The organism is Glycomyces sp. NPDC021274 (assembly GCF_040641195.1).
Lineage (GTDB): Bacteria > Actinomycetota > Actinomycetes > Mycobacteriales > Micromonosporaceae > Glycomyces.
The window spans coordinates 19,215-42,194 of the sequence record NZ_JBFADC010000013.1 but is presented as its reverse complement, the minus strand read 5'-3'; the positions used below and the strand labels follow the sequence as shown (position 1 = coordinate 42,194).

General features: G+C 70.7%; 19 protein-coding genes. 9 read left to right on the top strand and 10 right to left on the bottom strand.

What is annotated here, in order from left to right; all coding sequences use genetic code 11:
* Nucleotides 1-29 precede the first annotated feature (29 nt).
* Nucleotides 30-770: a hypothetical protein gene (locus AB0I03_RS22690; RefSeq protein ID WP_360415976.1), complete on the bottom strand. Its 741-nt coding sequence runs from the start codon at nt 768-770 to the stop codon at nt 30-32.
* Between the two features lie 109 nt (nt 771-879).
* Here AB0I03_RS22690 and AB0I03_RS22685 point away from each other — a divergent pair, with 109 nt between their 5' ends.
* A complete protein-coding gene (locus AB0I03_RS22685; RefSeq protein ID WP_360415974.1) occupies nt 880-1,638 on the top strand; it encodes a VOC family protein in 759 nt (252 codons plus the stop codon).
* Nucleotides 1,639-1,691: 53 nt separating this feature from the next.
* On the opposite strand, the gene AB0I03_RS22680 is transcribed toward AB0I03_RS22685, so the two are convergent.
* Nucleotides 1,692-2,114, bottom strand: a complete 423-nt coding sequence (locus tag AB0I03_RS22680; RefSeq protein WP_360415972.1) for a DUF6069 family protein — start codon at nt 2,112-2,114, stop codon at nt 1,692-1,694.
* A gap of 152 nt (nt 2,115-2,266) precedes the next feature.
* Between AB0I03_RS22680 and AB0I03_RS22675 the strand changes: the two genes are divergently transcribed.
* Both AB0I03_RS22675 and AB0I03_RS22670 read left to right on the top strand, forming a co-directional pair.
* Entirely contained in the window at nt 2,267-3,235 is a 969-nt protein-coding gene (locus tag AB0I03_RS22675) for an AraC family transcriptional regulator (protein WP_360415970.1), read from the top strand.
* Between the two features lie 209 nt (nt 3,236-3,444).
* Nucleotides 3,445-4,122, top strand: a complete 678-nt coding sequence (locus AB0I03_RS22670) for a Pr6Pr family membrane protein (RefSeq protein WP_360415968.1) — start codon at nt 3,445-3,447, stop codon at nt 4,120-4,122.
* Nucleotides 4,123-4,124: 2 nt separating this feature from the next.
* Here the strand turns inward: AB0I03_RS22670 and AB0I03_RS22665 are convergent, their stop codons facing one another.
* The 3 genes from AB0I03_RS22665 to AB0I03_RS22655 all read right to left on the bottom strand — a co-directional run bounded on the left by AB0I03_RS22665 (nt 4,125) and on the right by AB0I03_RS22655 (nt 9,510).
* On the bottom strand, nt 4,125-4,439 hold the full coding sequence (locus AB0I03_RS22665) for a trypco2 family protein (RefSeq protein ID WP_360415966.1): 315 nt from the start codon (nt 4,437-4,439) through the stop codon (nt 4,125-4,127).
* Nucleotides 4,440-4,456: 17 nt separating this feature from the next.
* A complete protein-coding gene (locus AB0I03_RS22660) occupies nt 4,457-8,143 on the bottom strand; it encodes a serine protease (RefSeq protein ID WP_360415964.1) in 3,687 nt (1,228 codons plus the stop codon).
* Between the two features lie 146 nt (nt 8,144-8,289).
* A complete protein-coding gene (locus AB0I03_RS22655) occupies nt 8,290-9,510 on the bottom strand; it encodes an MFS transporter (protein ID WP_360415962.1) in 1,221 nt (406 codons plus the stop codon).
* Between the two features lie 390 nt (nt 9,511-9,900).
* Between AB0I03_RS22655 and AB0I03_RS22650 the strand changes: the two genes are divergently transcribed.
* Both AB0I03_RS22650 and AB0I03_RS22645 read left to right on the top strand, forming a co-directional pair.
* Complete coding sequence (locus AB0I03_RS22650) at nt 9,901-10,824, top strand: cation diffusion facilitator family transporter (protein WP_360415960.1); 924 nt, start codon at nt 9,901-9,903, stop codon at nt 10,822-10,824.
* A gap of 9 nt (nt 10,825-10,833) precedes the next feature.
* Nucleotides 10,834-11,109, top strand: a complete 276-nt coding sequence (locus tag AB0I03_RS22645) for a Smr/MutS family protein (protein ID WP_270118371.1) — start codon at nt 10,834-10,836, stop codon at nt 11,107-11,109.
* 59 nt (nt 11,110-11,168) lie between these two features.
* Here AB0I03_RS22645 and AB0I03_RS22640 read toward each other — a convergent pair whose 3' ends face one another.
* Nucleotides 11,169-11,456, bottom strand: a complete 288-nt coding sequence (locus AB0I03_RS22640) for a helix-turn-helix domain-containing protein (RefSeq protein WP_360415958.1) — start codon at nt 11,454-11,456, stop codon at nt 11,169-11,171.
* A gap of 262 nt (nt 11,457-11,718) precedes the next feature.
* Here AB0I03_RS22640 and AB0I03_RS22635 point away from each other — a divergent pair, with 262 nt between their 5' ends.
* The 4 genes from AB0I03_RS22635 (at nt 11,719) to AB0I03_RS22620 (ending at nt 17,045) form a co-directional block, all read left to right on the top strand.
* Nucleotides 11,719-12,552 (top strand): ABC transporter ATP-binding protein, encoded by an 834-nt coding sequence (locus AB0I03_RS22635; RefSeq protein ID WP_360415956.1) that lies wholly within the window; start codon nt 11,719-11,721, stop codon nt 12,550-12,552.
* A 10-nt stretch (nt 12,553-12,562) separates the two neighbouring features.
* On the top strand, nt 12,563-13,558 hold the full coding sequence (locus AB0I03_RS22630; RefSeq protein WP_360415954.1) for an iron-siderophore ABC transporter substrate-binding protein: 996 nt from the start codon (nt 12,563-12,565) through the stop codon (nt 13,556-13,558).
* Entirely contained in the window at nt 13,555-15,648 is a 2,094-nt protein-coding gene (locus tag AB0I03_RS22625; RefSeq protein WP_360415952.1) for an iron ABC transporter permease, read from the top strand. Before AB0I03_RS22630 ends, AB0I03_RS22625 begins: the two co-directional genes overlap by 4 nt.
* A gap of 125 nt (nt 15,649-15,773) precedes the next feature.
* Nucleotides 15,774-17,045, top strand: coding sequence for a phytase (locus tag AB0I03_RS22620; RefSeq protein ID WP_360415950.1), 1,272 nt, complete (start codon nt 15,774-15,776; stop codon nt 17,043-17,045).
* 1,311 nt (nt 17,046-18,356) lie between these two features.
* Here AB0I03_RS22620 and AB0I03_RS22615 read toward each other — a convergent pair.
* The 4 genes from AB0I03_RS22615 to AB0I03_RS22600 form a co-directional block, all read right to left on the bottom strand.
* Nucleotides 18,357-19,391 (bottom strand): SAM-dependent methyltransferase, encoded by a 1,035-nt coding sequence (locus tag AB0I03_RS22615; protein ID WP_360415948.1) that lies wholly within the window; start codon nt 19,389-19,391, stop codon nt 18,357-18,359.
* A 115-nt stretch (nt 19,392-19,506) separates the two neighbouring features.
* The gene (locus tag AB0I03_RS22610; RefSeq protein WP_360415946.1) at nt 19,507-20,514 is read right to left on the bottom strand and encodes a Gfo/Idh/MocA family oxidoreductase; all 1,008 of its coding nucleotides are present in this window, start codon (nt 20,512-20,514) and stop codon (nt 19,507-19,509) included.
* 25 nt (nt 20,515-20,539) lie between these two features.
* Nucleotides 20,540-21,463, bottom strand: coding sequence for a TIM barrel protein (locus AB0I03_RS22605; RefSeq protein WP_360415944.1), 924 nt, complete (start codon nt 21,461-21,463; stop codon nt 20,540-20,542).
* Nucleotides 21,464-21,483: 20 nt separating this feature from the next.
* A complete protein-coding gene (locus AB0I03_RS22600; RefSeq protein ID WP_360415942.1) occupies nt 21,484-22,980 on the bottom strand; it encodes a CoA-acylating methylmalonate-semialdehyde dehydrogenase in 1,497 nt (498 codons plus the stop codon).

Below are 22,980 nucleotides of genomic sequence, written 5' to 3'. Positions count from 1 at the left end.
CGAACATCGCAGCGACGGCCCTCGCGCGTTCAGCGGCGGGGGCGCATGATGTGCAGGTCGTCGCCCCAGTCGTCGAGGGTCTTGTCGTGTCCCGCCTTGCGGGCCTTGGGCTCCACTTCGGCGAAGAGCGCCCGCTGCACGTCGGTGTCGGCGGTGGCGACGATGCGGCGCAGCGTGCCCAGCAGCGCGGCGGTGTCCCAGCCGGGCAGCGGGTGGTGCTCCAGCTCCCACTCCAGGCACTTGTTGTACGGGCGCGGGCGCCGGTCCAGGGTGAACAGCAGCTCGAGGAGGTAGCCGATGCTGTCGGCGGCGTCGAGGTGCCCCGCGAGGACGCGACCGTCGCGCTGGTTCTTCACCGAACGGAACAGCGAGTTCGCGTAGGCGTCGAGGACTTCGGCGGCGTGGTCGAAGGCCTGCTGCGGGTCGAGGCGCCGCTTGCCTTCGAGGAACGCGGTGAGCCGGCCTCCGGTGCGGTCGAGGACGACGCGGCTGCGGGCGAGGGCGTAGCGCGTGTACTCGGGGAGCACGTCGCCAAGGAGCTCGTTCACGGGCACGACGTTCAGGTCGAGGGCGGTCGAGCGCAGGCCGTGGTGGCGCTCGAGCCCGGTCGCGGCGCCTTCGGCGGTGATGACGAACAGGTCGTGGTCCGAGTGCTCGGTCGCCAAGCCCTCCATGGACTTCGACCCGATGAGGAACAGCCCCACCACGGCGGGGTCGGCTTCGGCGAGGCGGACGACGTCGTCGTACGTGAGCGGCTGCGTTTCGGTCATCGTCGATGTCTAGCAGCCTTTGGGCTGCAAGGAAAGCGCGTTTCGGCTGCGGTGTCCCGGATCGCCGGAAACAGGCGTGAGCGGTGCTCGCGGTCTCTAGACTGCGGGGATGGCGATTCGATGGACCACCGCGTTCTGGGACTATCCGGCTGAGGGCTTCGAGAGCGGTATCGCGTTCTGGCTCAAGGTGACCGACTCGGCGCTCTCGGAGCGGCGGGGGCCCGGAGGGGCGTTCGCGACTCTCCTGCCGAAGGCGGGCGACCCGTGCCTGCGGGTGCAGCGCGTCGGCGAGGGGACGGGCGGCAGCCACCTCGACCTGCACGTGGACGACATCGAAGTCGAGGCGGAGCGGGCGATCGGGCTCGGCGCGAAAGTCGTCCACGGCGAACCGGGCCTGGTGGTGCTGCACTCCCCCGGGGGCTTCGCATTCTGCCTCGTCGGGTACCACGGCGAGGCGGCGGTGCCGCAGCCGCTGGACTGGCCCGGCGGGCAGCGCAGCCGGGTCGACCAGCTGTGCATCGACATTCCGCCGCAGGCGTTCGACCACGAGCTGGCGTTCTGGCAGACCTTCACGGGCTGGCGCCAGACCACCACCGATACTCGGGAGTTCCGGCGGCTCCTGCCGCCGCCGGGGCTCCCGCTCCAGTTCCTCTTGCAGCGCTTGGACCTCGCCGAGCGCGGGCAGAACGCGACCGCGCACATGGACCTGGCCTGCAGCGACATCGACGCCGAGACCGAGCGGCACGTCGGCCTCGGGGCCGCGGAGGTGCGGCGCCACCACTGGTGGCAGGTCATGCGCGACCCCGGCGGCCTCGAGTACTGCATCACCCGCCGCGACCCGGACAAGGACCTGCACGCGGTCACCTGACCCGCAGCGCGAACGCCTCCCGCGAGTGCCTGAGGCGTTCGCGCTGCCCCGCATCACGATTCGGGCAGGCGCCGGCCGAGGACGGGGATGAGGATCGCGGCCACGATCACGTGGAGGATCGCCAGGAAGACCTTCGTGCCGACGGTCGCCTCGGTGAAGACCACCGGGAAGCACTCGAGGGCGAAGACGACGCCGGCGCCGATGCGCCAGACCAGGACCGCGCGTTTCCTGGCGAAGCGGTCGAGGATCGCGCGAGCGAGCCAGCCCGCGCCGCCGAAGAGCACGACCGAGACGGCGACGTTCCATGCGGCGATCGGCACCGGGTCCTGACCGGGCTGGCTCGCGGTCAGCTCGACGCCGGCGAGGTTCGCTACGCCCCAGGCGATCAGGGTGGCGACCATCGTGGCGCCGAGGGCGAGCAGGCGGATGCGCCAGACCGGGGCCTGTATTGCGACGCGTTCGTCTGTTTTGGACATTTGTTGACTCCACTGCCTTGGGTTTCGGGTTCGGGGGAACGCCTTCGAAGGTATGGCCGGGAGTCGGGAGCGCCCATCAGCGAGCGTCCTCGGTTCATACGCGATCGTCCTCAGGCCCGCCGCCAGCGGGCCGCGCTGGCTAGGGTTGCCGCATGGATGTGCTCAGCGACGTCATGGCCGTGCTGCGGACCGGCCGGCCCTTCGCCGCCCGGTTCTCGCTCGCGGCGCCGTTCTCCGATCAGCGCCGGAGCCACGCGAACGGGTTCGGCGTCCAGATCATGGTGCGCGGCAACGCCTTCGTGACCACCGCCGACGGCCGGGTCATCGAGGTCGAGGAGGGCGACGTGCTCGTGGTCCCCCGCGGCAGCTCCCACACGATCGTGTCCGACTCGCTCAGCACGCCCACCGGTCCCGCCTGCGACGGCGCCGGCCCCTCGGAGCTCATCCTCCGCACCGCCGACGACCCCGCTGCCACGCACGTCATGGTCTGCCTCGCCTACGCGATGGCGCCCGGCCGCGGCCACCCGCTGCTCGCCGGGCTGCCCGACTTCACCCGCATCCCCGCCGACCCGGTGGCGCGGCCCGAACTCGCGGGCGCGATCAGGATGCTCGAAGGCGAGCTGCGCGCCGAACGCGGCGGCGGCGACACGCTCGTGTCGGCGCTGCTCGACGCGGTCCTGATGTACCTGCTGCGGGCGCTGCTTGAGGGCAACACGCGCCATTGCGGCTTCGACGGGTGGGCGGCGGCCCTCGCGGACCGCTCGGTCGGCGCGGCGCTGCAGGCGATCCACGCCGAACCGTCCCGGCAGTGGTCGGTGAGCTCGCTCGGGGAGGTCGCCGGACTCTCGCGGTCGGCGTTCTCGCGGCGGTTCACCGAGCTGGTGGGCCAGCCGCCACTGGCGTACTTGACGTTCTGGCGGCTGACGCTGGCCGCGCGGCTCCTCGCGGACACGGACGCGCCGCTGGCGGCCGTGGCCCGGCAGGTCGGGTACGCCTCCGAGTTCGCGTTCGCGGCCGCGTTCAAACGCGACTTCGGCCAGCCCCCGGGGCGCTTCCGCAAGCAGGCCCCGGCATGCGACCCGGCGGTGCCCGCGTTCGACCGCGAGCCCGTGCCGGCCTGATCCGCCTCTGCCGATCGCTCCCCGCGGACGGCCGTCCCGCGTTCCAGTGCGAGCCCGTGCCCGCCTGATCCGCCTCTGCCGATCGCTCCCCGCGAACGGCCGTCCGGCGTTCCAGTGCGAGCCCGCGCCCGCCCGATCCGCCCGCCTCCCCCGCTACGCGCCTCCCGGGACGTACCGTCAGGCGACAGTCGTTGCGAGAAGGAGGCGGCATGGCCGTGGAGATCGAGGTCCGCGAGAGCGCGACGCGGCTGCGGGCGCGCCGGCTCTGGTACGCGGCGCTGTTCGCGGTCGCGCTGGCGTCGCTGGTCGCCCAGACGTTGCTGGTCGTGCAGGGCGGGACCGACGTCAACGCGAGCGAAGCGGCCCCCGCCGGCCTCGCCGTGCGGCTCGTGCGCCTCGCCAGCTACTTCACGATCCAGAGCAACGTGCTCGTGCTCGCGGTCTCGCTGCTGCTGATGCTCCGGCCCGGCCGCGACGGCCCGCTACTGCGGGTGCTGCACCTTGATGCGCTGCTGGGCATCGCGGTCACCGGCCTGGTGTTCGCGATCGTGCTCGCGCCGCTGATCGACCCCGAAGGCGTGGCCGCCGCGGTGAACGCGGGCCTGCACGTCGTCTCGCCGATCGCGGCCGTGCTCGGTTGGATCCTGGTGGGACCGCGCGGCTGGGTGGATCGCCAGGTCATCGGGCGCGCGTTCCTCTGGCCGGTCGCCTGGATCGCCTACACGCTCGCGCACGGCGCGCTCACCGGCTGGTACCCGTACCCATTCCTCGACGTGGCCGAGCTCGGCTACCCCAGATCGCTGCTCAACATCGCGGTGGTCCTGGCCGTGGCCTTCGCGCTCGCGCTGGTGGCCTTGTGGGCCGACCGGCGGCTCGCGCGGCGCTGAGGTCAGTCCTCGTCGACGACGTCCGCATCGGACAGTCGAAGGGAGACCGGGTCGCCGCTCGCGCCGTTGGTCTTGGGGAGCAGGGTGAGCCGGATGCGGTGGAGCTGCGAGCCGGTGCGGGTGGTGTCGGTCTTGGCGTCGGCGAGCCCGAGGACCGCGACGCCCGCACCTCCGGTCCGGGTCCGTCCGATCTCCAGGGTCAACTCGAGTTCGATCTCAGAGACTTCAAGGGCCACTTGGTCATCCGCGGTCAGCATGGCGATCTTGAGCTCACGGCGGATCTCGGCGACGGCGGCACTGAGGGGAATCGGTTCCATCCGTTGAGTCTAGAAGCTCAAGAGGATCCTCTGCTGTTCCTCGGAGTCCGCCAGGTGCCGTTGGGCAGGGGACCGGGGTCAAACCCGTGCTGCCTCAGCTTGAGGCTGAGGTCCGTGATCTCGTCGTAGACCAGCGCGGCTTCGTCGTTCCGCTTCAACGCGCGGAGGGTCGAGACCATCGACGCCAGGCTCTCCAAGAGCTTGGGGCCGTGCACCTTCAGGGAAGCATCGGCCAGTTTCCGCCGGATCTCCGCAGCCTCGGACACGGCCTCGAGCACGAGTTCGAGCTCGCCCGCGACGGCGTGCTTTTGACCGAGTTCCTCGAGCGTGTTCGCGAGGGTGCTATACGCGGAGGGGCTCTCCTCCGCGACCATTCGCAGGAGTTGGACCTTCAAAGCCGGTTCCATGCCGGCCTGGACGGCACTAAGGCGGTCCGCGCCGAAACACCCGCTCCGCGAATCGCCCAGGGACGGCTGCTTCGCCTGCTTGAAACGCTCACGGTCGCGTTCGATCGACTCCGCCTCCGCCATGAGCCGGATCGCGAGCTGTTGCCTGCCCGATTCCCAAAGGGCTGCAGCGTAGTACTCGATGGCGTACACCGTCTCGACCCACAGCTCCGGGACCAATTGCGCCGCGGTGCGCATCTCAGCGTCCGCCTTTTCGAGGATCGGGAGCGCCAAGGACTTCTCGCCCTTCAGCCATAGCGCCAGACCGTACTCGACAAGCGACCGCCCGAGGCCGACCTCGTGCTCGATGCCGGTGGCCGCGCCGCCCCGCCGCATCTGGACCGCCTTCTCCAGCACGGACAGCGCCTCATCCGCTCTCCCGATCCACCAGAGGCGGGCGCCGCACACCTCCAGTTCCTCGGCGGCCTCGGTCCGGAAACCGGGGTCCTCGCCGGCGAGCCATTCCAACAGCTGCGCCACTTCCAGCACCAGGTCGGGTTCGACGCGCTTGTTCGCCGCGAAGACCTGGTCGATCCGGTAGAGGTTCCGCATGTAGGCAGCCCCATCGGTATCCCAGATGCGGCGCCGCAGTCGCAGTGCCTCCATTGAAGCCCGCAGCGACTCGAACCGGAACTCCCCTCGGCCGCTCCCCGCGATCTTCTCGTACTCGCCGATCGCGGGAAGGAAGTCCGCGCGATCCTCCGAGCCAAGCTTGCGGCGCAGGGACACCGTGTAGTCCAGCCGCCGCAGCGCCTCATCGAGCCGGTACTCCCGCCTCGCCTTCCGGACCGCACTCTCGAGTGTGGACAGTCCTGGCTCGTACGCCTCGCGCTGGTCCACGCCGGCGGCGAGCAGCGTATCGAGGGCGACCTCGGCCATGCTCACCGACTCGTCGAACAGGCCCTCCTCCTTGAGCAGCACCTGCACGTGCTGCACGGCCTCGAAGGCCCATTCGCTGTTCGCGAACCACCCGTGCTGCACCCGCAATCGCAGCGCCTCGGTGAGGAAGACGGACGCGTCGACGGTGCGTACCTTCATGAGGAGCGCCCGCGCGGAGCCTTCCAGCGCGGACACGAGGCCCGCGGTGTCGCCGCGCTCGCGGCAGTGGCGGACCTTGATGTCGTAGAGGGTCTGGCCGAGTTCGGAGAGCCGCGCGTCGTCGTGGCCGGCGAGGTCGGTGTCGGCGACGACCTCGGCGATGCGCTCGAGGTCCGACACCTGCTTCAGGGCGCTGGAGAGCAGGTTGGCGACTTCAGCGTCTTCGCCGCGCTCGACCTGCTTGACGGCGATCTCGAGGAGGCGCGGGAGGCTCTGGTCCAGAACCTCGGCGATCGAGAGGGTCTGGTCCTCGCCGCCGACGATCCGGGTCAAGGCGTGGACGAGCATCTCCTTCACGGCGGCGACGGCGTCCGGGTAATGGTCGTGCGTGAGCGTCAGCAGGTGGAGCATCCGCGCGAAGTGGTCGGTGCCCAAGGGCATCTTGTGAAGTGAGGCCGTGACCGCTGGGAGGTCCTCGATGGCGGCGACGAGGTGCTCGGACACGAGGTCGGGCTCGATCGGCGCGGTGCGGCCGTCCTCGGCCGGGTAGAGGCGGGCGAGGGCCTTGGCCGCCTCCCGCCGGGCCGCGTTCGACTGGTCGATCCAGAGGTCGGAGGCCTTGAGGAATTCGGCGGCCTCAGGGACCGTCGGTCCGGTCAGGGTCATGATCGCGACCGCGTGGAGGGCCTGGTCGCTTTCGGCCGCACCGACGTTCGTGGTGGAGAGGGCTGGTTCGGCTGCCCAGCGGCGGTCGCGTTCGCGCTGCAGGAGGAACCCGAGGAGGCGGTCGCGCAGGCCGCTGCGGTCGGGCGAGGGGAGGGTCTCCCCTTTGGCGGCGAGGAGTGCGGCGATGTGGACGAGGAGCGGGGAGTCGTACTGCTCGCCCTCGACGAGGTCGCCGAACCGCTCGGGGTCGGCCGGGTCGTCGAGTTCGGCGGTGAAGCGCGCGTAGGCGCTGCGGAAGTGCGCGGCCCGCTGCCCGGGCCCGAAGTCGCCGCGCCGGAGCTCGATCCGGGGCGAGGTCTCGGCTCTGAGGCGCTGCTGCAGCAGCGTGCCGCCCTGGTCGCTGAGCTGGTCGTACCAGCCGCCGGCGGCGCGCGAGATGAGCAGGACCCGGACGGGGAACCGCAGGCGCTCGCCAAGGCGCTCAAGGTGTTTGAGGAAGTCGATGACCTTCGCGGTGACGGCCGAGCGCTCGACGTAGTCGAACACGGCGAGCAGCGGCGTCTGCGGCAGGTGCGACCCCCACGGCGCGTTCGGGTCGTCGAGGGCGAAGCCCGCACGCCAGGTCGGATCCTCTTCGGCGACGCGGCGGCAGAGTTCGGCCGCGAGGCGGGTCTTGCCCGCGCCGGCCGGTCCGGTCACCAGCCGCAGCGCCACGTCGCAGCCCGCGGCGGTCTCGGGCTGGTCCTCGAGGCACCAGGCGGCGAGGGTGGCGAGGGCGTCCCCGTGGCTCTCCTGCACGAACGGCACCTGGCCGTACCGGGCGGTGATGAGCTTGAACTCGGTCGCTTCCCCGAGCGGCTCGAAGGGACTGCGCACGAGCGGGTGCGGGTCCGAGAGCGGCAGCAGTTCCGGGTCGCCGAGGAGCCGGCGGAGCCGGTCCTGCTCGAGGATCACGGAGGCCGGGACGGCGTTGAAGCGGCGCTTGCGCGTTCCGGACCGTTCAGCGAGGACGCCGAGGAGCGCCTGCCGGTCGAGGATCATCGCGCCTGAGAGGCCGGCCCAGAGCCGCTGATCGACCGCGTCGGGGGCATGGACGTCGAACTGCATGCGGCCCTTGCCCGAGCCCTGGCCGGGCACGAAGCCGCCGTCGATGAGGGCGGCGTGGTGGCCGCCCTTCTCGCGTTCGGCGCGGGGGAAGCCGATGCAGCGGGCGGCTTTGGCGCCCACGTAGTCGGTGTACTCGCCCCAGACCACACGGCCTTTGGGGGCCTTCAGGCCGGGCGCGCGGAGGAGGGCGACGTCGACCAGGTCGAGGTCGACGGACGCTTCTTCGGGCCCGGGCCAGAGCAGTTCGGCCGGAACGGGGTCGGCTTCGGGACGGCAGACCTCGCGGGACTCGGCGTCCGCCACGTCGTGGGCGCAGGTGAGGACGAGCTCGTCGGCGACGAGGTAGCCCGTGAGGCTGTGGCGCCGCAGCGCGCCGTCGGTCCGTTTGACAGTGCTGATCCGGACGACGCGCTCGTCGCTGCTCCAGAGGCGGTCGGTGGGTGCCATGCGTGCTGCGGGTGCTCCTGGGGTGTCAGGGAACCCGAGTTGCGGCGATGGCCGGTGGGCGTGGTCGCGGGCGCCGGAGTTCCGTTGCGGCGGTGAAGCCGTGGTGTCTCCAGGTTGCCATGTCCGCGCCGGCGGCGGGGGCCGTCCTAGGCGCGGACTCGCTTGCGGGCCTTGAAGGCGATCAGGACGACCGGGATGAGCAGGAGCGCGCCGATCCAGAGGACGCCGCCGGGGGCGGTCGCGTCGACGACATAGCCGCCCGCGAAGGAGCCGACCGCGATCGACAGGTTGAACATGACCGTGTTCAGGGAGGTCGCGATCTCGACCTCGCCCGGCTCGACCGAGTTCATGTACCAGGTCTGGAGGACCGGCGAGACCAGGCCGTAGCCGATGCCCCAGAGCACGAGGACCGCGGTGGCGGAGAACAGGTCGCCGACCGCGAACGCCATGAGCGCCATGCCGAGCGCCATCGCGACGCCGAGCGCCGCGAGGGTGCCGCGCAGGCGGGAGCCGATGAGCGAGCCGGAGGCGACGGTGGCGATGAGGGCCGCCGCGCCGAAGGCGAGGAGCAGGGCGCTGACCTGGCCGGCGGCGATGCCGTTGGCCTGGAGGATCGGGCTGATGAACGTGTAGGCGATGAAGTGGCCCGTGACGATGAAGAAGGTCAGGGCCAGGCCGATGCGCACGCCCTTGTTGGCGCGCACCAGCTTCGGGAGCGACGCGAACGAGACCGTGGTGTTCGACGGGAGCTTCGGCACGAGCAGCGCGATCGCGGTCATGGCGACGATCGCGAGCGCGGCGAGGGCCCACATGGCGGCGCGCCAGCCGAAGTGGTCGCCGATGAGGGTGCCGGCCGGGACGCCGAGCACGGTGGCCGCGCCGATGCCGCCGTAGACGGCGGCGGTCGCGCGGGGCACGTCGCGCTTGGGGACGAGGCGGAGGGCGATGCCGCCCGCGACGGCCCAGAACGCGCCGATCGAGAGGCCCACGAGGACGCGGGCCGCGAGGAGCAGTTCGAAGCCGGAGGCCAGCGCGGCGCCGACGTTCGCGGCGGCGACGAGCACGGCCAGGCCGATGAGCACGAGGCGGCGGTCGAGGCGGCGGGTGAAGACGATGCTCAGGGGTGCGGCGACGGCGGCGACGAGGCCGGGGACGGTGACCATGAGGCCGGCCGTGCCGGCGGAGACGCCGAGTTCGGTGCCGATCGGGGTGAGCAGGCCGACCGGGAGGACCTCGGAGGTCATGACGACGAAGACGCCGAGGGCGACGGCGGCGACGGCGAGCCACTGCTTGAGCGTGGCGCGCTCGGGCGCGGCGACGGCAGCAGTCGGCAGCGTGGAAGTGGGGCGATCGTCAAGGGTGGTCACGGTGGCGGCCTTTCGCGGTTCGGTTCGGGTCAGAGTCCTGGGACTCATTCGCCGGAACCGGTCCACCACTCGGTCCGCGCTCGGTGACACGGGCTCGACTCGTACAGGGGCTGCGGGCCTCGCGGAGAGGCGTTCGGCCGGGAGTGCTGCAGGAAGCACGCCCTTGGCGGTGTACGAGCGTTTGCCCTGACCAGCAGCACGATGTACTCCTGAGGCGTCGCCTGATCCCAAGGGTAGCGCCGTTGCGGGTGTTTCGGAATGGTGAACTTCGTCGCACCGGCGGCCCGCGCGCCTGCCGGGAAGCCGCGGCCTCGTCGATCCGGGTGTGGCGAGGCCATGACAGACTCCATGCTGCGTATCTCGCACCCCTACGGAAGGAAAGACGAGCAGATGTCAGCAGAAGGCGGCACCAAGGCGATCGTCGCGGCCCTAGTGGCGAACACCGGGATCGCGATCAGCAAATTCGTTGCGGCGGGGATCACAGGTTCGGCGTCGATGCTGGCCGAAGGCGTCCACTCCGTGGCCGACGCGTCCAACCAGGTCCTGCTCCTCATCGGCGGCAAGGCCTCGCGCAAGGCCGCGAGCCCGGCCCACCCCTTCGGATACGGGCGCGAACGCTACATCTACGCGTTCATCGTCTCGATCGTGCTGTTCTCCATCGGCGGCGTGTACGCCCTGTACGAGGGCTACCACAAATGGCACGAACGCGGCCACGGCGCCGAGCTGGAGTGGCCGCAGGTCGCGGTCATCGTGCTGCTCGTGGCGATCGTCCTGGAGTCGTTCTCGCTGCGGACGGCGGTCATCGAGTCGAACGCCGTGCGCGGCAAGCAGACGTGGACGCAGTTCATCAAGGGCTCCCGCTCGCCCGAGCTGCCCGTGATCCTCCTGGAGGACATCGGCGCGCTCGTCGGCCTCATCCTGGCCCTGATCGGCGTGAGCCTCTCGTGGATCACGGGCGACATCCTCTTCGACGCGCTGGGGACCTTCAGCATCGGCGTGCTGCTCGTGCTCATCGCGGTCGTCCTCGCCATCGAGATCCGCTCGATGCTCATCGGCGAGTCGGCGACGCTGGAGGACATCGACGCGATCAAGACCGCGATCAACGACGGCGAGGGCGACACACTCATCCACCTCAAGACCCTCCACGTGGGCCCGGACGAGCTGCTGGTGGCCGCGAAGGTCGGCATCGGCGAGTCCGCGACCGGCGAGCAGGTCGCCTCGCAGATCGACGCGGCCGAGGCGCGCATCCGCGCGGCCGTGCCGAAGGCGACGATCATCTACATCGAGCCGGACATCCCGCGCACCGGCGCTTAAGGTTCGAACATGGCGAAACTGGTGCTGGACCTGCACGACATCTTCAACAAGGGCGACCAGATCGAGAAGGCGCTGCGGGAGGTGATCGACGAGGCGGTCGCGAAGAAGATCGACCTCGTGGAGATCATCCCCGGCAAGGGCTCGGGGCAGTTGAAGAAGAAGGTGCTCAGGTTCCTCGACCAGAAGGAGATCAAGGCCCTGTACCACCGGGTGGACAAGGACTCGAAGAACTTCGGTCGACTGTTCGTCCACTTTCAGCACAAGGACAAGCGCAAGAAGCGGTAGTGACCGCTGACGGCGGCGCCGCACCCCTCCCCCGGGGCGGCGCCGCCGTCGCGCGTTCGCTAGTCGATCAGGATCCGCTCGACCCGTTCCCTCTCGAGCATCGGGTCGGGTGCGCCGAGCAGTTCGAGCAGCCGCAGGACCGGGACCCGGTAGCTGTGGCCGATCCGAAGGACCTGGACGGGGAACTGTCCGTCCTTCGCCAGCCGGTACGCGACCGTCCTGCCGATCCCGAGGATCTGCGCGGCCGTCTCGACATTCGTCATCACGCCGAGCGATTTGACTCGCTCGACGGTCCAGATCTCGTCGATGACGACACTCGAAGGCCCCACCTTCGCATTCGGTGTCATGTTGGTCCTCTCTGGCGCGCCGAGCCGACACGGGGTGCATCGGCCGGGTGACGCCTAGGACCAGTCGACCCCACCCGGCACTGCCAAGTCCAGAGCGCCGCGCCGGAATTCACTCTTACGCGTGGTATCCGATTCCTCACTTGACGAGGATCGTTTGGGCGCGAATGGGACTCATCGCGCATAACGAACGCCGATTCGAGTCCCAACACACAGCTGACCTGCCGAGATGCGCACTAGCGCGGGATAGGTTAGCCTTGCCTACATGCCAGACGGCCCCACTGACCCCGGCTTGAACGGGCGCGCCCTCCGCCTCGCCTACTACGGCGACACCGTCGTCCACGACGCCGACATCACCCTCCGCGGCGGCCAGGTCACGGCCCTCCTGGGCCCCAACGGGTCCGGCAAGTCCACCCTCCTGCGCTCCCTCGCCCGCCTCCACAAGGCCGAGGCCGGCGGCGTCGAGTTCACCGACGGCACCGACGCGGCCACCTTGAGCCCCAAGGACTTCGCCCGGCGCGTCTCCCTCCTCGCCCAGTCCCGGCCCGTCCCCGGCGGCATCCGCGTCGTCGACGTCGTCGGCTACGGCCGCCACCCCCACCGCGGCCGCTGGCGCCAAGGCGACGCAGAGGGCCCCGCGATGATCCAGCGCGCCATGGAGATCTGCGGCGTCGCCGGCATGGCCGAGAAGGGCGTCGAAGCGCTCTCCGGCGGCGAACGCCAGCGCGTCTGGTTCGCCTCCTGCCTCGCCCAGGACACCGCCGTGCTCCTCCTCGACGAGCCCACCAACCACCTCGACCTGCGCTACCAGGTCGAGATCCTCGACCTCGTGCGCGACCTCGCCGACGAGCACGGCACGGCCGTCGGCATCGTCCTGCACGACCTCGACCAGGCCGCCGCGGTCGCCGACCACGTGGTCCTCCTCCACGACGGCCGCGTCAAGGCCGCCGGCACCCCACCAGAGGTCCTCACCGCCGAGAACCTCACCGCCGCATACGGCATCGACATCCGCGTCGACGCCGACCCCGCTACCGGCCTGCTCACGGCCCGGCCCATCGGCCGGCACAGCCGCAGGTTCGCGAGCACAGCCACCGAATAGAAGGAACCCGATGCGAATCCCCCACCTCAAGCGCTCCGCCGTGCCCGCGGCACTGGCCGCCGCCGCGCTCCTCGCCGCCTCCGCGTGCGGCACCACCGAGGAAGGCGCCGGCGACGACGCGACGACCGCCGAGTCCGGCCCCGTCTCGGTCACCGACTTCCTCGACCGCACCGTCGAACTCGACGCGCCCGCGGCGAAGGTCGTGACGCTCGAATGGGCCGAGACCGAGATCGCCGCGAGCCTCGGCGTCATGCCCGTCGGCGCGGCCGACCTCGAGGGGTACAACACCTGGGTGGGCGCCGCCGAGCCCATGGACGACACGGTCGTCGACGTCGGCACCCGCCAGGAGCCGTCCGTCGACGCCATCGCCGGGCTGAGCCCGGACCTGGTCATCATGGAGCCCGACGACGAGGCGATCATCAAGCAGATCGAGGAGTTCGCCCCCGTCCTGGTCGTCGAGGGCTCCAACGCCGCCGACAACCTCGCCCGCATGAAGCGCGACGTCGACATGATCGCCGAGCTCACCGGCACGACCGCTGAGGCCGAAGCGCTCTGGACCGAGTTCGAGGGCAAGATCGAGGCGACCACGACCGCCATCGAGGCCGCCGGCACCGGCGACGTCCCCTACCTGTACGCCGACGGCTGGGTCGAAGGCGACGCGATCTCCATCCGCCCCTTCGGGCCCGGCTCGCTCGTCGGCTCCCTCGGCACCGCCGTGGGCCTGGAGAACGCCTGGACCGGCGAGACCGACGCGGCCTGGGGCCTCGGCGGCACCGACGTCGAGGGCATGGCCCAGTACACCGACACCGACCTGAAGTTCATCTACAACAACTCGTACAACGACAACATCTTCAACGAGAAGCTCGTCGGCAACCCGATCTGGGACGGCCTGAAGTTCGTCAAGGACGGCAGCATGTACGAACTGCCGCACAGCGTCTGGACCTTCGGCGGCCCCCGCTCCTCGGGCGCCGTCCTCGACTACTTCGCCGAGGTCTACGCGAGTTGAGCACCGTAAGTCCACCGGTGCGACCCGAGGTCGCGGGCCCAGCGGGCCCGCGCCTCCTCCCCACCGCGGCGGTCTTCACCGCCGCGGTCGGGGCGCTCCTCGCGCTGGCGGCCCTCCATCTCACCCAGGGAACGTCCGCTGTGGACGGCGGGGACCTGCTGCGGCTGCTCACCGGCAGTGCCGATCCGGCCGTCTGGAACGTCCTCGAAGGCGCGCGCCTGCCCCGGCTCACGGGCGCGGTGCTCACCGGGATCGCGCTCGGCGCTTCCGGCGTGCTGCTGCAGTCGGTGGCGCGCAACCCCCTCGCGAGCCCTGACACGCTCGCGGTGAACGCGGGCGCGCACCTGGCCGTGACCGCCGTGGCGGCCTTCGGGCTCACCCTGCCGCTGCTCTCGGGGATCGGCGTGGCGTTCACCGGCGCGCTGCTGACGGCGGGTCTGGTGCTCGCGCTCTCGGCGGGCGGCGGCGAGTCCGCGACGACCCGCCTGATCCTCGCCGGGTCCGCGACCGCGATGGCCGCGAACTCCATGGTCACTCTTCTGGTGCTCCTGTTCCAGGAGGAGACGACCGGCCTGTTCGCCTGGGGCTCGGGCAATCTCAACCTGGCCGGATTCGGCACCATCGCGCAGGCCGCGCCGCTCGTGCTCATCGCGGTCGCCGTGGCGGTCATCGCCGCGCCGCGCCTGGACCTGCTGCGCCTGGGCGACGACACCGCCTCGAGCCTCGGCGTCCACGTGCGCCGCGTCCGCCTCATCGCCGTCGTGTGCTCGCTGCTGCTCGCCGCGTGCGCGGTCACGGTGGCGGGCCCGATCGGCTTCGTGGGCCTCGCTGCCCCCGTGATCGCGCGCCAGATCGCCGTGCGGGTGCCGGTGCTGCTCGCGCACCGCGTCCTGATCCCGTTCAGCGCCTTGTGCGGTGCGCTCGTCATCGTCGCCGCCGACCTCGCCGTGCGGGCGGTCCTCGGCGCCGAGAAGAGCATCGAAGTGCCCGTGGGCGTGGCGACCACGCTCCTCGGCGCCATCGTCATGGTCTGGCTCGCACGCTCGGTCGCGAGCGGCGCGGCCGAGGACCGGCCCGCGATCCTGCACGGCGCGGCCGGCCGCAGCCGCCTCGGTTTCACCCTCATCTGGATCGGGCTCGCGGCCGCCGCGGTGGCCGCCCTGATCGGCGGGATGCTCGCCGGGGACACGATGCTCCTCGGCGGCGACCTCGTCAACTGGGTGGCAGGAAAGACCGGCGACTCTTACACGTGGATCATCGACCAGCGGTATCCGCGCGTCCTCGCCGCGATCCTCGCCGGTGCGGCGCTCGCGTGCGCCGGGGCGGTCACGCAGGGCATCCTGCGCAACCCGCTCGCCGAACCCGGGCTCCTCGGCGTCACCGCCGGGGCGGGCGTCGGCGCGGTCGCCCTCATCACGTGGGTGCCCGCGGCCGGAGCCTGGACCGTCACCGGCGTTGCGGCCGTAGGCGGTCTCGGCGCTTTCGCGCTCGTCTACGCCCTCGCGTGGCGGGGCGGGCTCGACACGTCGCGGCTCGTGCTCATCGGCATCGGCGTGTGGTCGTTCGGCATGGCCGCGATCACGCTCGTCATCCTGGCCTCGGACCCGTGGAACATCCCGAAGGCGATGACCTGGCTCTCGGGCACCACGTACGGGCGCACGGCCGACCGGTTGATCCCGCTCGCCGCCGCCCTCGTGGTCGTGCTGCCGCTGATCATCGCGCACCGCAAGGAGATCGACCTCCTCGCGCTCGACGACGACACGCCGCGCGTGCTCGGCGTCCGCCTCGAACGCACCCGGCTGCTCCTGCTGGGAGCCGCCGCGGTCCTCACCGCGGCCGCCGTGGCGGTCGTCGGCGTGATCGGCTTCGTGGGCCTGGTCGCCCCGCACCTGGCGCGGGCCCTGGTGGGCAGCAGGCACACCCGCGTCCTGCCGGTCTCGATCCTCATCGGCGTCCTGCTGGTGAGCCTCTCGGACACCTTGGGCCGCACCGTGATCGCCCCCGCACAGATCCCCGCGGGCCTGGTATGCGCCCTCATCGGCACGCCCTACTTCATCTGGCTCCTGTGGCGGACCCGAACCCGGACGTGACGTAGGCGAGATACGACGGCCCGCCGGAGCGGGGAATTCGCCCGGCGGGTCGAGCGGCGTTCACCCGGGATTCATGGGGAGGCCCGAACATCGAATCGACAACTCAACCGATTCGAGGAGACTCCTTGCTTTCCCGACTCATCTCCCTCACCGCCTTCGGCACGGCCGCCCTGCTCGCGTGCGCCGCCTCGGCGCAGGCCCACCCCCATCGGTCGGACGACGAACTGACGGCCGAGCTCGAGACCCCCGCGCTCTGGGCCGACGACGACGCCGACGCCGACGACCCCGCGATCTGGGTGGACCAGGACGACCCCGAGGACAGCCTGGTCATCACCACCGCGAAAGAGGCCGGCCTCTACGTCTACGACCTCGAAGGCGAGGAGGTCCAGCACATCGCGCCCAAGCCCGCCCCCGGCGAGGACGACGCGCCCGGCCGCTACAACAACGTGGACCTCGTGCGCGGCTTCCAGCTCGACGGCGAGCGCGTCGACCTCGCCGTCGCCTCCGACCGCGGCATGGACGACCTCGGGATCTTCGTCATCGAGGACGGCGAGCTGGAAGAGGTCACCGACCCCGACACGGGCTGGATCTTCAGCGAGTCGCAGGCCGAGATCAACGACGAGCACACCGCGTACGGCCTCACCACCTGGCAGGACTCCACGGGCGCTTACGCCCTCGTGAGCCGCAACTCCGAGACCGAAGTGGCCCTGCTCAAGCTCGTCGCGAACGGCGACACCGTGGGCTGGGAGAAGATCCGCACCCTCGCCCTCCCCGCCGAGTTCACGATGCCGGACGGTTCGACCTGGACCACCTGCGACGACCCCGGCGAGTACGCGCAGGTCGAGGGCATGGTCGTCGACAAGGCCACCGGCACCGCCTACCTGGGCCAGGAACTCGTCGGCATCTGGAAGATCAGCGCCGACCTCACCGGTGAGCCCGAGCTCGTCGACACCGCCGTCGAATTCGGCCTCCCCGGCGCTTACAACGCCGAGACCGACGAATGCGAGTACGGCGAGAACCCCGGCTTCGGCGGCGACGTGCTCCGCACCGACATCGAGGGCCTCACCATCTACTACACCGGCCGCGGCAAGGGCTACCTGCTCGCCTCCAGCCAGGGCGACGACACGTTCGCCGTCTACTCCCTCACCGACGGGAACCGCTACCTCGGCTCCTTCGCGATCGGTGACGGCGACGTCGACTCGACCCAGCACAGCGACGGCGCGGACGTCGTGAACGTCAGCCTCCCCGGCTTCGACGGCGGCCTCCTGGTCGTCCAGGACGGCGACAACACGCCCGAAGGCAGCGACGAGTCCAGCACCAACTTCAAGTACCTCGAATGGGAGGACGTGGCCGAGGACAGCGGCCTCGACCTCGCCCAGGCCCGCGGACGCCGCTAGGCGAACGGCGAGGGCCGCTAGTCGGAAGGCCGAATCGAAGCTCAATCCGCACCGGCCGCCGGGGCCCCCAGGACCCGGCGGCCTTTCGGGCTCTTGCGGCTTGCGGTTCAGGCGGGCGGCGACGGAGCTGTGGGGGATGGTTCGGGTGGGGTGGCGGGGCTCGGGTCAGGTTCGGGGACGGTCCTGGGCGGGCGGTGACCGTGGTCGTCTTTTGCGTTGCGGCGCAGGCTGTCCGGGGTGGAATGTGAGGGTCTTGTACGCGTGTGGGTGATGACGGTCGGGGGTCGCTTCGGGGATACTTGAGGTACGTACAGGGAAATGGAATACGTACAGGTGTCGAGTAGGTGCAAGCAGACTACGACAAGCCTCTGGCCGATCCGGCAAACCAGCGTATGCCGAGACCCGAACCCCCGTCAGCGGGGTGCTGGTCTCATCCTCGTGCTATCGCCCGCAGCTGTCCGCGCCCCCGATGGGCCGTGACTGGGTGGACGATCCCTGGTCCGGATCACCCTCACCAGATGGAAGCGCCTCACACGGAGACGTCTTCAACCCCAGCAAGACCCGCCAGCGTGCGCGGTACCTGCCCGACCGGGCAATGAAGGACCCGGCCCCGGCAGCGCCGACGCGTTCCATGGCGACCCCACCACACCCGTCCCGGCGCCACCATGCGCACACGAGGCCATGCCTCCAGGACGGACACCCAGGCAAGGACAAGCACCAGGAGGCGAACCGCCACCGGGGCGACCACACCCCCGAAGGCACGGAGGGCCATAGGCCCCTCCCCGGCAGGATGGCGTGAACTGGCCGAGGCCAGCACGCCAAGCGAGGCGCAGCGCGTGGGCGCTTCGCAGGATCGGGGCTACGACATGACGAGCGGAGGTGAGACGACCATGAGAGACACGGCCATGCCCAAGGACTGGCGCAGCGAAAGCCACTGCGACTGCGGACCGATCGCTGCGACGACCAACCGCCTCCGACCGGCCATCGCCATGCCACGTCTCGACGGCACTGCCCGGCCGAACCGCTACCCCGCGAGGACACCGCGAACCGGGCATCGCCACCGGCCGACCCGGCCCGCAACTCCAGCCGCAGCCGCGACAACGGCCCCGACCCCGACCCTGGCCAGGGTCCCCAGTGCGACCGCAACGGCGGCAACGCACCCGAACCAGGCTGCCCGCTTCTCCGTCGCCGCCCGCTTTGACCGCCAGCCACCCCGGCCCGCAGCCAACGCAGCGGCCACGACCCAAGCCTCGGCGGGGATCCCGAGTGCGACCGCAACGACGGCAGCGAACCCGAATGCCGTCCCCGCCGTCAGGGCTTGCGGGCCACGATCAGGTCGCGGTTGATGGCCTGGTCGACCCGGTGCTCGAAATCGTGGAACGGGCCTGAGGCCATCACTTCGAGGCCCGCTTCCTCGAGCATCGCGGCGAGGTCGGCGCGGGCGGTCGTGTAGAGGTTCCAGGACAGGCCCATCGCCCCGCCCCGGCGCAGCAGGTCCGCCCACACCGGGATCGCCGCCTCCAGGACCTCGGTCGGCTTGCGCGTGAGGGCCCGCGTGTCCTTCACCGCGGCGTGCTGCACGCCGTACGGCGCGTCCGTCACGATGAGGTCGAAGGCGCCCTTGCGGAAGACCTCGCCGCTGCGCAGCGTGTCCGCGTTGACGATCTCCACCACCTGCAGGTCCCCCGCGCGGTGGCGCTCCTTCGTCGCCGCGAACTCGACCCGGGTGCGCTGCCCGACCCCGCGACCCTCGCGCTTCACCCGGCTCTGGACCGCATGGTGCTTGAGCCGCTTGTCCTTCAGCCATCGCTGCACGAACGCGCTGTACGCCTCGAAGTCGCGCTTGTCGACCTCCACGCCGAACGCGTCCCAGCCGTACATCGCGGCCTGGTTCAGGCTGGTGCCGCGCCCGCACATCGGGTCGAGCACCGTGACGTCGCCGGAGAGGAGGCGGTCCGGGTCGAGTGCGACGGCGGCCGTCACGTTGAGCAGCAGCTTCGTGAACTGCTCGTTGGTCTTGCCCACGTATTTGAGGATCGTGATGAGGTCGTCGTCGTAGCGGTCGAGCCGTTCGACCGCGATGGGCTCCAGCATCGTCCCGCGCACCGCGAAGAGGGCGAACAGGGAGGAGAGGTTCGCGAGCAGCCGCAGGTCGCGGGCGCTCAGCGAATCGGAGCGGAACGTGAGGTACGGGACGCCGCCGAACGCGGCCTCCTCCACGTCCTCGATCGCACCGTCCAGCGCGTGGGCGCTGAAGACCCGGATCTCGTTCGCCGCCATGCGGGCGGCGGTGCGCGCGTACACGCGGTTGGCGGAGGGCGATATCAACATCGCGTACTGCTGCATCGACTTGCAAACCTTCAAGGGCATCGGACACGTGAAAGGCCCCGGCCTGCCGGCCGGGGCCTTGACTCGCCTGACCATAGCAAATGTCGCTCGGCGGCGTCGACGGTCCGGTGATCTACGCGTAGAAGTCGGGCCGCTCGGGCAGTTCGATCGGGACGATCTCGCCCGAGTGCAGCGAGCGCACTGCCGCGTCCACGACCACGGTCGCCGCGAATCCGTCCCATGAGGACGGTCCGGTCGGCTCCCGGCCCGCGAGCAGGTGGTCGACCCAGTCCTGGAGCTCGACGTCGAAGGCGTCGGCGAAGCGGTCGCCGAACTCCTGCAGGACCTCGGTACCCGCCTTGGCGCCCTTGCGGACCACCGGCGCGGCCGGGTCGGGCAGGCGCACCGCGCCGTCCTCGCCCACGATCTCGCACTGGATGTCGTAGCCGTACTGGCAGTTCACGAACGCCTCGACGTCGACGCGCGCACCGGAGGCGGTCTCGAACAGGAAGATCTGCGGGTCCTGCAGGTGCGGGAACCGCTTCGTGGTCTTGCGCGGCAGGATGGTCTGCACGGTGGCGAACTCCTCGCCGAGCAGCCACCGCATCGCGTCGACCTCGTGCACCGCGGTGTCCTTGGCGGCCATCTCGGTCGTGTAGGCCTCGCGCACGTTCGGGTTGCGGTGCACGCAGTGCGCCATCAGCGGCTCGCCGATCTCGCCGGCGTCCAGGATCCGCTTCATCTGCCGGTACCCGGCGTCGTAGCGGCGCATGAACCCGACCTGCACGAGGCGGCGTCCAACGGCCTGCTCGGCCTTGAGGATCCGCAGGCCGTCGGCGGTCTCGGTGATGAGCGGCTTCTCGCAGAACACCGGCTTCCCGGCGGCGATGCAGGCCAGCACCTGCTCGGCGTGGGCCGGACCCCAGGAGGCCACGACCACCGCCTCCACGTCGGGGTCGGCGATCAGCCGCTCGGCCGTGTCGACCACGCGCGCGCCCACTGAGGCCGCGACCTTCCCGGCCGAGGCGGGGTCGATGTCCGCGACCGCGACGACGCGCGCCCCGGCCACGATGTGCGCGAGCCGGTGCACGTGCTGCTCGCCGATCCAGCCGGTGCCGATCAGGCCGATGCCGATGCTCATGGTGTGCCTACCTCACTCGTCGATCTCAGGACTGCCGGCGCCCGGCGCCGAGGCCGCAGGCGCCCAGGTACTCGCGGGTGCGCACCGCGATCGGGAAGGGGACGTCCGGCTCGCACGGGTAGAGGTCCTGCTCGACGATCACGAACAGCTCCGCGTCGAGTGTAGACAGTGCGGTGACGATGTCCGCCGGGTTCGGCACGCCCGCGGGCGGCTCGACGCACACGCCGCGCTTGACGGCCTCGCCGAAGCCCAGGCCCTCGTCGCGCACCTGCCGCAGGATCTCGGGGTCCATCTGCTTGATGTGCACATAGCCGATCCGCTCGCCGTAGCGGCGAATCAAGTCCACATTGTCCCCGCCGCCGTACGCGACATGGCCCGTGTCCAGGCACAGCGACACCACATCGGAGTCGGTGCCGTCCAGGAACGTCTCGATCTGCGGCTGCGTCATGATCTGGCAGTCCGCGTGCGGGTGCAGCGCGATCTGGACGCCGTACTCCTCGAACATCTGCTTCCCGAGCCGGTTCGCGTTGGCGTGCACCGTGGCCCACTGCGCCGCGTCCCACTCGGTCACATCGTTGACCGCGTCGGTCTTCTCATCGCGGAACAGCGGCGGGATGAGCACCACGTGCTTCGCGCCTTGCGAGGCGGTCAGCTTCGCCACCTTCCCGACGATGTCGAGCGTCTCGCCGAAGAGCTCGGGCCGGTGCAGGTTCCCGAACACAGTGCCGCCGGAGACCTTCAGGCCGCGCTCGCCGAGCTCTGCGGCCAGCACCGCCGGGTCCGTCGGCAGGTACCCGTACGGGCCGAGCTCGAGCCATTCGTAGCCGGCGCCCGCCAGCTCGTCCAGGAACCGCTCGTACGGCAGCTGCCGCTCGTCCTCGGGGAACCACACGCCCCACGAGTCGGGGGCCGAGCCGAGCCGGAGGTTCAGGGCTTGCGTTCCAGGCATGTGACGTGCTCCTTTGCGGGTCAGCTGGAGGTCGGGAAGTTGAGCTGCGCGGCCTGCGACTCGGTGTGCTTGGGCCAGCGCGAGGTCACCACTTTCGCGCGGGTGTAGAAGCGCACGCCCTCGTGGCCGTGGATGTGGCTGGAGCCGAACAGGGAGTCCTTCCAGCCGCCGAACGAGTAGTGGGCGGTGGGCACCGGGATCGGGACGTTCACGCCGATCATGCCGACGCTGACGTCCCGCTCGAAGGTGCGCACCGCGCCCCCGTCGAAGGTGAAGATCGCGGTGCCGTTGCCGTACGGGTTGGCGTTGATGAGGTCGATCGCGGCTTCGAGGGTGTCGACGCGGACGACGGCGAGGAGCGGCCCGAAGACCTCGTCGCGGTAGACGTCCATGTCGGGGGTGACGCGGTCGAGGACGCTGGGGCCGACGAAGAACCCGCCGAGGTGCCCTTCGACGCGCAGGCCGCGGCCGTCGACCACGGGCTCGGCGCCTTGGGCGACACCGGATTCGATGTAGGCGTGCACGCGCTCGCAGGAGGCCTGGGTGACGACCGGGCCCATCTCGGCTTCGGGGTCGTCCCCGGCGCCGACGACGATGGCCTCGGCCTTCTCCTTGAGGAGGCCCACGAGTTCGTCGGCGGCGTCGCCCACGGCGACCGCGACGGAGACGGCCATGCAGCGCTGCCCGGCCGAGCCGAACGCGGCGGCGGTGAGCTGCGACGCGGCCCAGTCCAGGTTGGCGTCGGGCATGACGACGGCGTGGTTCTTCGCGCCGCCGAGGGCCTGCACGCGCTTCCCGTTCTGCTGGGCGCGTTCGTGGATGTACTTGGCGATGGGGGTGGAACCCACGAAGGAGATGGCGGCGACGTCCTCGTGGTCGAGGAGGGCGTCCACGGCGGTCTTGTCGCCGTTGACGACGTTGAACACGCCGTCGGGGAGCCCGGCGTCGGCGTAGAGCTGCGCGATGAACAGGCTCGCGGAGGGGTCGCGCTCGCTGGGTTTGAGGACGAACGTGTTGCCGGTGGCGATCGCGATGGGGTGCATCCACATCGGGACCATGACCGGGAAGTTGAACGGGGTGATGCCGGCGCAGACGCCGAGGGGCTGGCGGAACTCGTAGGAGTCGACGCCGCGCGAGATGTCGTTCGAGAAGCCGCCCTTGAGCGCGGAGGTGATGCCGCAGGCGAACTCGATCACCTCGCGGCCGCGCACGATCTCGCCGCGCGCGTCGTCGATCACCTTGCCGTGCTCGGCGGCGATGAGCTCGGCGAGTTCGCGCTCATGGCGTTCGACGAGGTCGCGGAGGCGGAACATCACGCGGGAGCGGTTGGACAGCGACTGCCGGCCCCAGGACTCGAACGCGGCCTTCGCGGACCGTACGGCAGCGTCCACATCGGACTCGTTGGCGAGGCGCACCTGCGCCTGCTGCGCGCCCGTGGCGGGGTTCCACACGGGCGCGAGGCGGTCCGACCCGCCGGCGGTCGGCTTGCCGCCGATCCAGTGCTCGATGGTCTGCAT